General features: G+C 74.7%; 9 protein-coding genes. 5 read left to right on the top strand and 4 right to left on the bottom strand.

Features of this window, described 5'->3' with window-relative positions; all coding sequences use genetic code 11:
* Positions 1 to 2: 2 nt before the first annotated feature.
* Together IE109_RS19840 and IE109_RS19835 are read right to left on the bottom strand one after the other, a co-directional pair.
* Positions 3 to 893, bottom strand: coding sequence for a RibD family protein (locus tag IE109_RS19840; RefSeq protein WP_189552420.1), 891 nt, complete (start codon positions 891 to 893; stop codon positions 3 to 5).
* Positions 890 to 1,654 (bottom strand): creatininase family protein, encoded by a 765-nt coding sequence (locus tag IE109_RS19835; RefSeq protein WP_189552396.1) that lies wholly within the window; start codon positions 1,652 to 1,654, stop codon positions 890 to 892. Before IE109_RS19835 ends, IE109_RS19840 begins: the two co-directional genes overlap by 4 nt.
* A gap of 68 nt (positions 1,655 to 1,722) precedes the next feature.
* Here IE109_RS19835 and ribA point away from each other — a divergent pair, with 68 nt between their 5' ends.
* From ribA to IE109_RS19810, 5 genes are all read left to right on the top strand, one after another.
* A complete protein-coding gene (gene ribA, locus IE109_RS19830) occupies positions 1,723 to 2,406 on the top strand; it encodes a GTP cyclohydrolase II (protein ID WP_189552268.1) in 684 nt (227 codons plus the stop codon).
* 109 nt (positions 2,407 to 2,515) lie between these two features.
* Complete coding sequence (locus IE109_RS19825) at positions 2,516 to 3,046, top strand: hypothetical protein (RefSeq protein ID WP_189552267.1); 531 nt, start codon at positions 2,516 to 2,518, stop codon at positions 3,044 to 3,046.
* A gap of 91 nt (positions 3,047 to 3,137) precedes the next feature.
* Entirely contained in the window at positions 3,138 to 4,691 is a 1,554-nt protein-coding gene (locus IE109_RS19820; protein ID WP_189552266.1) for a DUF4331 domain-containing protein, read from the top strand.
* Positions 4,692 to 4,833: 142 nt separating this feature from the next.
* Entirely contained in the window at positions 4,834 to 6,207 is a 1,374-nt protein-coding gene (locus tag IE109_RS19815) for a tetratricopeptide repeat protein (RefSeq protein WP_189552265.1), read from the top strand.
* Positions 6,204 to 7,793, top strand: coding sequence for a HoxN/HupN/NixA family nickel/cobalt transporter (locus IE109_RS19810; RefSeq protein ID WP_189552264.1), 1,590 nt, complete (start codon positions 6,204 to 6,206; stop codon positions 7,791 to 7,793). The genes IE109_RS19815 and IE109_RS19810 overlap by 4 nt, the downstream gene beginning before the upstream one ends.
* Here the strand turns inward: IE109_RS19810 and IE109_RS19805 are convergent.
* Both IE109_RS19805 and IE109_RS19800 read right to left on the bottom strand, forming a co-directional pair.
* Positions 7,765 to 10,236 (bottom strand): SpoIIE family protein phosphatase, encoded by a 2,472-nt coding sequence (locus IE109_RS19805; RefSeq protein WP_189552395.1) that lies wholly within the window; start codon positions 10,234 to 10,236, stop codon positions 7,765 to 7,767. The two genes, IE109_RS19810 and IE109_RS19805, sit on opposite strands and share 29 nt — an antisense overlap.
* 2 nt (positions 10,237 to 10,238) lie before the next feature.
* Complete coding sequence (locus tag IE109_RS19800; RefSeq protein WP_189552263.1) at positions 10,239 to 12,368, bottom strand: SpoIIE family protein phosphatase; 2,130 nt, start codon at positions 12,366 to 12,368, stop codon at positions 10,239 to 10,241.
* Positions 12,369 to 12,398 lie beyond the last annotated feature (30 nt).

Genomic DNA, 12,398 nt, shown 5'->3' with positions numbered 1-12,398 from the left:
GACTACTGAGCCTCGCCGCGAGCCTGCCCGGCGCGGGCGTGCTCCTGGCCGACCGGCTCGCCGGGGCCCGGCGAGCGCAGGTCGAACTCGAACAGGGTGTCCTCGCCGAGGAGGACCCGCCGCGTGGGCGGCCGGAGCGCGTCGCGCATCACGGCGGGCCCGGGGAAGGCGAGCCCGGGGACGCCGTCGCCGAGCAGGACCGGTGCGACGGTGACGTACAACCGGTGCAGCGCGCCCTCGTGGAGGAAGCGCGACACGGTGACCCCGCCGCCCTCCACGAGGACCCGGCCCAGCCCGCGCCGGGCGAGTGCCCGCACCAGGTGGCGGGGGGCGAACGCCGCGCGGTCGGGCAGGGTCAGGACGTCGACGCCGTCGCGGTCCGCCACGGCCCGCTCGTGCCGCCCGCCCGCGCCCACGACCCACAGGGTCGGCGCCGCGCCGTCGGTGAACACCCGGTGCCCCAGCGGTACCCGGCCGTGCGGGTCGAGCACGACGCGCACCGGGTCGGCGCCGGGGCAGGCGCGGACGGTCAGCCGCGGGTCGTCCGCGGCGGCGGTTCCGGCGCCGACGACGACCGCGTCCGCGAGGGCGCGCATCCGGTGCAGGTGCGTGCGGTCCTCCTCCCCGGTGACGTAGTCGGCGTCACCGGTGCGGGTGGCGATGAACCCGTCGACGCTCTGCCCGAGTTGGGCGAACGTGAGGTGGGGGCCGGCCAGGCACAGGGGCAGGTAGCGGTCGGCCAGGTCGTCCGCCTCGGGCGTGCCGTGCCGCCACCGCGTCCGGCCGTCCGGGCCGGGGACCAGGCCGGCGGCTCCGGCGTCCGCCGCGGACCGGACGCCCCGCAGCCGCCGCCAGGCCTCGTCCGCGTCGACGACGCGGGGGGCGCCGGTCACCGTGCGCCCCGCCGGGAGGAGCCCGGGGACAGCAGGGCGAGGTATTCACCGAAGGACGCGGTGAGAGCGGCCAGCAATTCCCTTCCCTTCTCCGCCGATGCTCTGGAGGGGCGGCCTACGACCCCGGATTCCGTATAGGCCCGCATACCGAGCGAGAGCAGGTGCTTGCGGTCGTCGGATATCCAGTCGGCCGCCTCGTAGCCGGGCCTGACCAATTCCGGATGATCGTGCAGCAGAATGGACGTCTCGACTTCTCCGGCGTGCATATCGCTGTACGAGGACGTCAGTACACCGGCTTTTCCACGTGCCGCTTCCCAGTCGGCCGGGCCGGGGAAAAGCGCCATTCTCGTACCGCTGTCGGCGGACTCCTGGACCACATTGCGCAGGACGTAATTCCCGCCGTGCCCATTGACCAGGACGAGGTTCTCGATACCGGACCGGCGGAGTGATCCGGCGATGTCCCGTACGACGGCGTACAGCGTGGCGGCGGAGACGCTGACGGTCCCCGGCCAGTCCGCGTGCTCGTGCGAGCAGGAGATCGTCACTGGTGGGAGCAGGTGCACGGGGTGAGCGGACGCGATCTCGCGCGCGATGGCGCAGGCGATGACGGTGTCGGTCATCAGGGGGAGGAACGGGCCGTGCTGCTCGAAGCTCCCGATGGGGAGGACCGCGACATCGGCGCGGGACGCTGCCACGTCCCCCGTCGTCGTCTCCAGCGGCAGCATACTCGGTGCCGGCATTCGCGGCTGCGGAACTGTCATTTTTTCCCGCCCCTTTTCTCTCGTCAGTTTCCTGTCCACTGGCGGAGGTTACCGGATACGATCGGGCCATGATAGGTACCGATGATGTGCTCCCCGACACCACTCTGCGGACCACCGGCGTCGAGCATGTGGTGAATGTGCGACTGTCCACCGAGTTCGGCGATTTCCTCGCCGCGGGCTATCTGGACCACGACGGGGGCGAGGAGCAGATCGCCCTCATTCACGGAGACGTGGCGGGCGAGGACGTCCTGACCCGTCTGCATTCCGAGTGCCTGACCGGGGACGCTTTCGGGTCCAGGCACTGCGAGTGCGGGGAGCAGCTGTCCGCGGCGCTGCGCGCGGTGGTGGGCGAGGGCCGGGGCGTCGTCCTGTACCTCCGGGGTCACGAGGGCCGTGGCATCGGTCTGCTGGCCAAACTGCGCGCGATGCGGTTGCAGGCGGAGGGCCTGGACACCGTCGAGGCGAACCTGGCGCTCGGCCTCCCGGACGACGCCCGGGACTACCGGGGGGCCGCGGGGATGCTGCGCGACCTCGGGGTGCGGTCCGTCCGGCTGATGTCCAACAACCCGCGCAAGCAGGAGGCGTTGGGGCGGTACGGGATCCCCGTCAGCGAGCGGGTGCCACTGCTGATCCCCCCGCGTGCGGAGAACCTCTTCTACCAGGTCACCAAGCGCGAGCGGTTCGGGCACCACCTCCCGCACCTCCCGGTGGAGGTGAACCGCACCGCCGAGCCGTCCCCGGCGGCGGGATGAGACAAGCTCGCTCGCGCCGCGTACTGCCTGACGACGAAGCAGCACCCCGCGGTCCCCGCAACCGACCGGATCGCGACGGCAGGCACGTACCCCCGCGAGGAGCACCGCCTTGTACGTTGACGACGACGAACGCCCGCGCTTCCCGGGCGCGGAACCCGGCTCCGCCGACTCGATCATGGAGTCCTTCCAGCGGGTGCTGGACGCGCTGGACGCCGCACGCGCCGAACTCCGGGACACCGGTGCGCTGGGCGCGCCCGCCCCGCCGCCGGTGACGGTCGAACCGTTGTGGGAGCGCGACGCCGCGCCGCCGGCGGGTGCCCGGCCGGCCGAGCCGCAGCGGAGGCGCTGGGCGGGGGCCTGCGGGGCGGGCGCGGTGGGCGGGCTCCTGGTGGTGTCGTCGTTGCTGGCCAACGGCGCGCTGGGCACCGGTGACGCGGGGCCCGCCGGCCCGCCGGTCCGGCCGCCGCACGAGGACGTCCACGCCCCGGGCGACGGCGACGGCCGGGACGGGCCCGAGGCGCCGAGGCGTACGTACCGCCTCCCTCGGCTGCATCCGGGCGGCGCCTCCCCCGGGCAGCACGCCATCGAGGTCCGGGCCGTCGCCGCCCGCTTCCAGGACCCACCGGCCCGGCCCCGATGACGACCGCCCGGCGAACACAACGCCCGCCGCGCACGTACTGGTCCAACGAACGAGCCGGAACGGACGCGACGACTCATGAAGGACGGACGACATGACCGCAACCTCGACCACCGGAACGGGACGGACACGGCGGAGCAGGGGCGTCGCACTGCTCGCCTGCGGTGCGCTGGCCGCGGGCGCCCTGGCGGCCGCCGGGGCGGGCGTGCTCCAGCCGGAGGCGGCGCGTGCCTCCAGCCACCGGGAGGCCCCGCTGATATCGGGGCAGCCGCAGTTCGACACCACGGACGTGTACGCGTTCGTCAGCCCCGACCATCCCGACTCGACGACGCTGGTGGCCAACTGGCTGCCGTTCCAGGAGCCGGCGGGCGGCCCGAACTTCTTCCCGTTCGCCGAGGACGCCCGCTACGACCTCCACGTCGACAGCGACGGTGACGCGCGGGACGACCTGCTGTACCGGTTCACGTTCACCGACCACCGCAAGAACGAGAACACCTTCCTGTACAACACCGGCGCGGTGGAGAGCCTGGACGACCCCGACCTCAACTTCACGCAGACGTACGACATCGAGTTGCAACGTCTCGAACACGGGAAGGTGGCCTCGCGCCACCAGCTGGCGAAGGACCTGCCGGTCGCGCCGTCCCACGTCGGCAAGGCGTCGATGCCCGACTACCGGAAGCTGCGCGACCAGGCGGTGCGGAAGGTCCCCGGCGGGCTGAAGGCGTTCGCCGGCCAGGCCGACGACCCGTTCTTCCTCGACCTGCGGGTCTTCGACCTGCTGTACGGCGGCGACCTGTCCGAGGTGGGCAACGACACCCTGAAGGGGTACAACGTCAACACCATCGCCCTCCAGGTGCCGAGCTCGTACCTCCGACAGTCCGAGAAGCAGCCGGTGATCGGCGTCTACGCGACGACCGAGCGGAGAAACGCCGACGGGGGCTGGACGCGCGTGTCCCGGCTCGGCATGCCGCTGGTGAACGAGGTGGTCAACCCGGTCAAGGACAAGGACAGGTTCAACGCCTCCTCGCCGGAGAACGACGGGGACTTCCTGAAGAACGTCACCGAGCCCGAGCTGCCGAAGCTCATCGAGGGGATCTACAAGATCAAGGCGCCGGCGGAGCCGCGCAACGACCTCGTCTCGGTGTTCCTGACGGGGGTCGAGGGCCTCAACCAGCACCCGAACGGCAGGCCGTCGGAGATGCTGCGGCTCAACACCTCCGTCAAGCCGGTGGCCGAGCCCAAGCGGCTCGGTGTGCTGGACGGCGACAACGCGGGGTTCCCCAACGGGCGGCGGCTGACCGACGACGTGTTGGACATCGCGCTCCAGACCGTCGAGGGCGAACTGGTCGGGGCGAAGAACGACCTGGGTGACGCCGTGGACGCCAACGACAAGGAGTTCGGCCACCGCTTCCCGTACGTCGCGCTGCCCACCGCCGGCTCCGACACCGAGGCGGCCCAGGCGTCGACCAAGGCGGACGCCACCGGGCTGACGGGCGGGGTCTCCTCGCTCACCTCCGGGTGGGACGACGACACCGTGATGCTGGCGTCGGCGGCCTCCGGCGCCGTCACGGTCCTGCTCGCCGGCTTCGGCAGGGCGATGTGGACGCGGTCCCGCCGCCGGCCCGAACAGCGGTCCTGGCTCGGCTGACCCGCCCGCGCCCGGCCCCCGCACGGGCCGGGCCGGCACACCCGGGGGCCTCGCCCCCCTCTCCGACGGCCCGGCAGCGTTCCTTCCCCCCACGGCGCTGCCGGGCCACCCCACCCGGTGACCCAGCAGGAAGGCACAACCGATGCTCGTACGGAAGCCGCGGTCCGCCCGCCCGGAGGGGCGGCCGGGGCGGTGGCGGATCGCGGCGGTCGTGGCGGTGGCCCTCGGGCTCACCGCCGGCTCGGTGGCGTCCGGAGCCGACGGCGACGCCACCCGGCAGCGGCCGGCACCGGCGCTCGCCGCGGCCGTACCGGTGGAACGGCTGGCGGCCGGGGACCTGGCGCGCGGCATCGCCGGGCTCCAGCGGCACCTCACCGACCAGCCCCGGGACGCCACCGGGTGGGCGACGCTGGGCGCGGCCTACGTCGAGCAGGCGCGCACGAGCGGCGATCCCACCCGGTATTCGCAGGCGGAGAAGGCGTTCGGGCGTTCGCTCGGGCTGCGGCCCGCCGCCCGCAACGACGCGGCCCTCGCCGGCCGGGCGGCACTGGCGGCCGCGCGGCACGACTTCGGCGCGGCGCTGGACCTGGCGGACCGGGCCCTGCGGGTGAACCCGTACGGCGAGCGGGCCCTGGCCACCCGGATCGACGCCCTCGTCGAACTCGGCCGCTACGACGCGGCGCTGGACGCGGCGCGGCTCGCGGACCGGCGGCGTCCCGGCATCCCGGTGTTCACCCGGTACGCCTACGTCCTGGAGCTGCGTGGCGACACCGGCGGCGCGCGCCGGGTGCTGCTGCGGGCACTGGATTCCGCGTACACCCCGGGCGACGTGGCGTACGTCGCCACCGCGCTGGGCCGGCTCGCCTGGAGCCGGGGCGGCTTCAAGGAGGCCGCGGGCCACTTCGCGACCGCGCTGCGCGCCGATCCCGGGAACGTACCGGCGAAGGAGGGGCGGGGTCGCGTCCACGCCGCGCTGGGGGACACCGCACGCGCGGTGAGCGATCTGGAGGAGGTGGTGCGGCGGAGCCCGCTGCCGGGACAACTCGCCGCACTCGGTGAGCTGTACGAGACGCTCGGCCGGCGCGACCGGGCCGAGGAGCAGTACGCCCTCATCGGGACCTGGACGCGACTGGCCCGGGCGAACGGCGTCGCCACCGACCTGGAGTCCGCCCTCGTCGAGGCCGACCACGGCGACACCGGCGCGGCGCTGAAGGCGGCACGGGCCGCGTGGTCGCAGCGCCGCACCGTTCACACCGCCGACGCGCTGGCCTGGGCACTGCACCGCGAGGGCGCGCACGCCGAGGCGCTGACGTACGCGAAGCGGGCCGCCGCCCTGTCCCCCGGCCACCGCGACGCCTCGTTCCTCCACCACCGGGGCATGATCGAGCGCGCCCTCGGCGACACCGCGGCGGCCCGCCGCGACCTGCGGGCCGCGCTCGCGCTGAACCCGGCTTTCTCGGCGACCGGCGCCCGCGAGGCGAGGGCCGCCCTGTCCGCGCTCCAGGGGGAGTCATGACCCGCCGTACGGCCGCCCGCGTCCTCGTCACCCCGCTGGCCGGCGTGGCCCTGGCCCTGCTGCCCGGCCAGGCGGCGCAGGCGCATCCGCTGGGCAACTTCACCGTCAGCCAGTACGACGGCCTCCTCGTCGCCCCGGGGAGACTGACCGTGGACCATGTGGAGGACCTGGCCGAGATCCCGGCCGCGCGGGAACGCGAGGGGGTCGACGCCGACGGGGACGACCGGCTCGCTCCCGACGAGCTGGCGGCGTGGGCCCGGGCCCGGTGCGACACGGCGGCGAAGGGCGCCCGGCTCGTCGTCGGGGGGACCGCCCCTCCGCTCACGGCAGGCAGCGCGAGGGCGGAGGTGCGGCCCGGGCAGGCCGGGCTGGAGACGCTGCGCGTGACGTGCGCGCTGACGGCGGCACTGCCGCGCGGGGAGGACGACCGGCTCAGATACGCGCCGGCGGCCGTGGCGGCCGGCCCCGGCTGGCGCGAGATCACCGCGCGGGGCGACCGGATGACCCTGGCCGGTGCGGACGTACCGCGTGACTCGGTGTCGCGGCGGCTCACCTCCTACCCGGACGACGCGCTCTCCTCCCCGCCCGACGCCCGGTCGGCCGCCTTCGCCGTGCGTTCCGGCGGGGTCGCGGCGGCCGGGCCGGACGAGACGGCGGGTCCCCCGGTGCCGGGCGTCCTGCCGAGGGGTGCCGACCGCTGGGCGCGGGCGCTGACCGGGCTGGTGGCCCGGCACGAACCGACCGCCGGGTTCGCGCTCCTGGCGCTCGGAGCGTCGGTGCTGCTGGGGGCCATGCACGCGCTGGCGCCGGGACACGGCAAGACCATGATGGCCGCGGCTGCCGCGGCGGGGGGTCGCCGTTCGGTGCGCGACATGCTGGCGCTCGGCGCGTCGGTGACCGTCACCCACACTCTGGGCGTCTTCGTCCTCGGGGCGCTGATCACCGCCGGGTCGGCGGCGGCGCCGACGGTGGTGTCCTGGCTGGGCGTCGTGAGCGGCGCCCTGGTCGCGGTGGCGGGCGGGCTGCTGCTGCGACGCGCCTGGCGCCGGCGCCCTCACGCACCCGGGCACGGGCCGGACCACCACCACGACCACGCGCATCCGCACGGACACGGGCACGCGCACACACCCGGCCACGCGCATCCGCACGGACACGACCACGTCCATGACCATGGCCACCCGCACCACGACCACCACCACGACCACGATCACGGCGCCCGCCCCCACTCCCACTCCCACACCCCGCCCGCTCCGGGACTGCGGGGGGTGATCCTCATGGGCCTCGCCGGCGGGCTGGTCCCCAGTCCGTCCGCGGTCGTCGTGCTGATCGGCGCCGCCGCCCTGGGCCAGGCGTGGTTCGGCCTCCTGCTGGTCCTGGCGTACGGCGCCGGGGTCGCGCTCACCCTCGCCATGGCCGGACTGGCCGCGGTGCGGCTGAAGGAGACCGCCCGGCGGCGGCTGACGCGCCGGCCCCGGGGCCGCGTCGTGGCGCTGGCGAACCGGATGGCGCCGCTCGGCACGGCCACCGTGGTGCTGGCGCTCGGGTGCGGACTGGTGCTCAGAGGGGCCGCGACCGCTCTGGCCTGACGGCGGGCAGCGCCTGCTCGGTCCAGATGGTCTTGCCCTCACGCGTGTACCGGGTCCCCCACCGCTCGGTGAGCTGGGCCACCAGGAACAGTCCCCGGCCGCCCTCGTCGGTGCTGCGGGCGCGGCGCAGGTGCGGCGAGGTGCTGCTGGTGTCGGACACCTCGCAGATGAGGTGGCGGTCCCTGATGAGCCGCAGGGTGATGGGGCCGCCGCCGTACCGGAAGGCGTTGGTGACCAGCTCGCTGACGATCAGCTCGGTGGTGAAGTGCAGTTCCTCCAGTCCCCACTCGGTGAGCCGGGAGGCCGTCAGGGTACGGGCGCGGGCGGCGGCGGTCGCCTCCGCGGGCAGCTCCCAGGTGGCCACCTTCTCCTCGGCCAGGACCCGGGTACGGGCGACGAGCAGGGCGACGTCGTCGGTGGGGTGGTCGTACAGCAGTGCCTCGCGCACCGCCCCGCAGGTCTCCTCCAGGGCACGGTCGGGCCCCGGACCGGTGAGGGCGGTGCACAGGTCGGCCACGCGCTCGTCGACGTCCCGCTCGTCGGTGCCCCGGTCGCCGGCCTGGACGAGGCCGTCGGTGTAGAGGGCGAGGACGCTGCCCTCGGCGAGCTCCAGCTCGGCGGACTCGTACGGCAGTCCGCCCAGGCCCAGGGGCGGTCCGGCGGGCAGGTCGAGGAGGCGCACCCGTCCGTCGGGGGTGACGAGCGCGGGCGGCGGGTGGCCGGCGCGTGCGATGGCGCAGCCGCGGGAGACCGGGTCGTACACGGCGTAGAGGCAGGTGGCGCCGACGACTTGGCGGGAGAGGTCGTCGGTGGGTTCCTGTTCGGCGGCCAGCCGGTCCACCAGGTCGTCGAGGTGGGAGAGCACCTCGTCGGGGGTGAGGTCGAGGTTGGCCAGGGTGTGGACGGCGGCCCGCAGCCGGCCCATGGTGGCCGCGGCGTGGATCCCGTGGCCCACGACGTCGCCGACGACGAGGGCGACACGGAGCCCGGAGAGCGGGATGACGTCGAACCAGTCGCCGCCGACGCCGGCCGCGGCGTCGGCCGGCAGGTACAGGTGGGCGACGTCTACGGCGGGGTGGCGGGGCACCGTGTGCGGCAGGAGGCTGTGCTGGAGGGTGAGCGCCGCCTGGTGCTGCTGGGTGTAGCGGCGGGCGTTGTCGATGCAGACGGCGGCGCGGGAGGCGAACTCCTCGGCGAGCGTGACGTCGTCCTCCTCGAACGGTTCGAGCCGCCGGGACCGCCAGAGGCTGAGCAGGCCGAGCACGAGGCCCCGTGCCACCAGCGGTACGACGAGCAGGGAGTGGGTGTCGGGGCCGAGGAGGTCCCGGGTGTCCTCCGGTTCCATGGACAGGGACGCGGCCGGGCCGCCGGGGCCGGCGTCCAGGACCGGTTTCCGCTCGGCGAGGCACCGGGCCTGGACGGTTCCCGGCGGGACGTCCATGGTGTGGCCCACCGGGTGCATCAGCTCGGCCACGTCGGGCGGTACGGTGCGGACGGCCGCGCGGCGCAGTGGTCCGACCATGTCCTTCAGGGGTTCCTCACCGCGGGCGACGGGTTCCAGCAGGTCCACACAGACCCGGTCGGCGAGGTCCGGTACGGCCACCTGGGCCAGTTCCCGTGCCGTCCCGGCGATGTCGAGGGTGGTCCCGATGCTGGCGCTGGCCTCGTTGAGCAGGGCGAGCCGGCGGCGGGCGCGGTGCCGGTCGGTCACGTCCTCGACCGTCTGGGTGACGCCGAGGACCCGCCCGGCGGGGTCGTGCAGCCGGAAGGCCGACACGGAGACGACCAGTTCGCGGCCGGGGTCCCGGCGCAGGACGCAGGGCTGCTCGGCGAACACCGAGGACCGGCCGGTGTCGAGGACCTCCCGCAGCTGGCCCTCGACCGTGTCGGTGTCGCGTTCGATCAGGAAGTCGCTGGTGCGCAGCCCGCGGTGCTGGTCCACCGGCATCCCGCTGAACTTGGCGATCGCCCGGTTCACCCGCAGGATCGTCAGGTCCGGGGCGTGGACCGAAAGGCCGATGGGCGAGCGGCCGAACAGGCCGTCCAGGACCGACCGGTCCGTCTCCCACTGGACCACCTCGTCCGCCGGGGCGCCGACGAGGAACCACTCGCGGTGGCCGCCGTCACGGTCGACGGCACGGACCCGGCACCCCACGTCGACCCGCCGGCCGTCGCGGTGCCGGACGGGTACCACTCCGAACCAGCCCTCGCCGCGTACGCAGGTGGCCACGGCGTCCATGACGACGCTCCGGTCGCGCGGGTCGACCAGGAACGCGGCCGCCGGCCGTCCCAGCGCCTCCTCGGCGGGGTACCCGAGCAGGGCCTCGGCCCGCGCGCTCCAGCCGACGACGGCGCCGCGGTCGTCCAGTACCGCCGAGGCGGAGCTCCCGACGGCGAACGGGTCTTCGGGACCTTCGCTGAACGTCGTCACCGGTGTGTCCATCGTCACCACTCTCGCACCTTACGTGCCGGTTCGTTCGGGTGGTCGCGATCGGCACGGCCCTTCGGCGGATCGGGGGCGGCGTCCCGCGACCTGGCGAGGAGCACGGCCACGTCGTCCGGCGCGGCGGAGGGCAGGAGCCGGCCGAGGACGCGGTCGCAGATCTCGTCCAGCGGGTGGTCGAGGTGGCGCAGTGACCGGGCGAGCTGTTCCATGCCCTGGTCGAGGTCCCGCTCGCGGGACTCGATGAGCCCGTCGGTGTAGAGCACCAGCAGGCTGCCGGGGCTCAGCGGTACGTGCTCGGTCCGGAAGTCACGGACGCCGGTGCCCAGGGGCGTGCCGGGCGGGCCGTCGAGGAAGGCGATGGTGCCCCGGGCGTCGGCCACGGCGGGCGGGGGGTGGCCCGCCCGGGCGATCAGGCACGCGCCGGCGGCCGGGTCGTGGATGGCGTAGACGCAGGTGGCCATCTCGTTCTCGCCGAGGTCGGCCACGGTGGCGTCCAGGGAGGCCAGCATGCGGTCCGGCGGGACGTCGAGTCGCGCCAGGGTGCGTACCGCCGTGCGCAGTTGGCCCATGACGGCCGCCGCGTGGACGCCGTGCCCCATGACGTCCCCGATGACGAGCCCGGCCCTGCCGCCGGGCAGGGCGAAGGCGTCGAACCAGTCGCCGCCGACCTGGTGGTCGCTGGTGGGCAGGTAGCGTCCGGCGAGTTCCAGGCCGGTCACCTTCGGCAGGGCGTTGTCGGCGAGGCTGCGCCGCAGGGTGAGGGCGGCTTCCCGCTGGCGGGAGTACATCAGGGCGTTGTCGATGTTCAGCGCGGCCCGGGCGACCAGGTCGTCGATGAGGACGCGGTCCTGCTGGTCGAACGGCTCCCGGCCGCGGGTGCGGGTGACCACCACGGCGCCGAGCACCTTGCCGCGGGCGACCAGCGGGACCAGCCGCGCGGAGCCGAGGCGGGCGAGGTAGCCGCGCAGCCGGTCGGCGCGCGGGTCGCGGACCAGGGCCGGGATGTCGGCCTGGTGGAGGTCCATGGGGTGGCCGTCGGCGATGACCCGCTCGTACACCGATCCGGGCGGCACCTGGTAGGTGAGACCGACGGCCAGCGCCTCGGCCGGGGCGGAGGGGTCCTCGAAGGACATCGCGACCCGGCGCAGCACGCCGTGGGTGGAGGCGCCGGCCTCCTCGGGGTCCAGCACCTCCTGGCGCAGGTGCACGTCGGCGGAGTCGGCCAGCCGGGGGACGAGGAGGTCCACCACCTCCTCGGCGGTCTGCCGCAGGTCCAGGGTGGTGCCGATGCGGGTGCCGGCCTCCGCCAGCAGGGCGAAGCGGCGGCGCGCCCGTTCGGCCTCGACGTGGGCGCGCTGGGCGTCGGTGATGTCGATGAGCGACGCCACCACGCCGAGCCGGCGGCCGGTGCCGTCGAGCAGGGGCGCGTAGGAGCAGGACCAGGTCCGTTCGTGCCCGGGGTCGGCGGGGGTGCGGCCGGTGCGGCGGACGTCGACGACCGCCTCGCCGCGCTCCAGGACCTGGCGCATCACCGTCTCCAGTGCGGTGGCGTTGATGCCGGGGGCGACCTCGGTGAGGCGTTTGCCGAGGTGGTCGCGGGCCGGTACGCCGTTCATCCGGGCGAGTGCCTCGTTGACCCGCAGGAACCGCAGGTCGGGGCCGAGCAGGGCGAGGCCGATGGGTGACTGGCTGAACAGGCCCTGGAGGGCGGCCAGGGAGTCGCGCATGTGCAGGACGGCGGTGGTCTCGACGGCGATGGCCAGGATGCCCGTCCGGCCCTGCCGGTCGGCGGCCGGGCAGATCCACATCTCCATCGGCACGAGGTGCCCGTCGCGGTGCCGTACCGGGAGGGCGGCGGCCACGGCGTCGCCCGCCCGCACCCGCGCGGCCAGCCGCTCGGCCAGCTCCCAGTTGGCCTCCGGGACCAGTATTGGCTTGGCGTGCCGGCCGATGATGTCCGACGGCAGGTGGCCGAGGACGTCCTGGGCGGCGAGCGACCACTCGACGACGTGGCCGTCGGCGTCGGTGCGCCACAGCGCGACCGGCAGCAGGTCGCGGAGCACTCCGGCGTACCCCGCCGTGGTCAGGGGCCGGTCCGGTGTGCCCCCGACCGGCTCGTGCGTGTCCAACGTGATGACCTCACCACCGGGGCGTGACGC

The sequence above is a fragment of the Streptomyces lavendofoliae genome, assembly GCF_014649735.1.
Taxonomy (GTDB): Bacteria; Actinomycetota; Actinomycetes; order Streptomycetales; family Streptomycetaceae; genus Streptomyces; species Streptomyces lavendofoliae.
Note: the sequence above shows the minus strand (reverse complement) of the source record. Positions and strands in the feature narration are given on the sequence as shown.

Excerpts from the sequence above, each read along its gene's own strand:
- IE109_RS19810 (WP_189552264.1), top strand. The coding sequence starts at position 6,204 with ATGACCCGCCGTACGGCCGCCCGCGTCCTCGTCACCCCGCTGGCCGGC.
- IE109_RS19805 (WP_189552395.1), bottom strand. The coding sequence starts at position 10,236 with ATGGACACACCGGTGACGACGTTCAGCGAAGGTCCCGAAGACCCGTTC.
- ribA (WP_189552268.1), top strand. The coding sequence starts at position 1,723 with ATGATAGGTACCGATGATGTGCTCCCCGACACCACTCTGCGGACCACC.
- IE109_RS19815 (WP_189552265.1), top strand. The coding sequence starts at position 4,834 with ATGCTCGTACGGAAGCCGCGGTCCGCCCGCCCGGAGGGGCGGCCGGGG.
- IE109_RS19835 (WP_189552396.1), bottom strand. The coding sequence starts at position 1,654 with ATGACAGTTCCGCAGCCGCGAATGCCGGCACCGAGTATGCTGCCGCTG.
- IE109_RS19820 (WP_189552266.1), top strand. The coding sequence starts at position 3,138 with ATGACCGCAACCTCGACCACCGGAACGGGACGGACACGGCGGAGCAGG.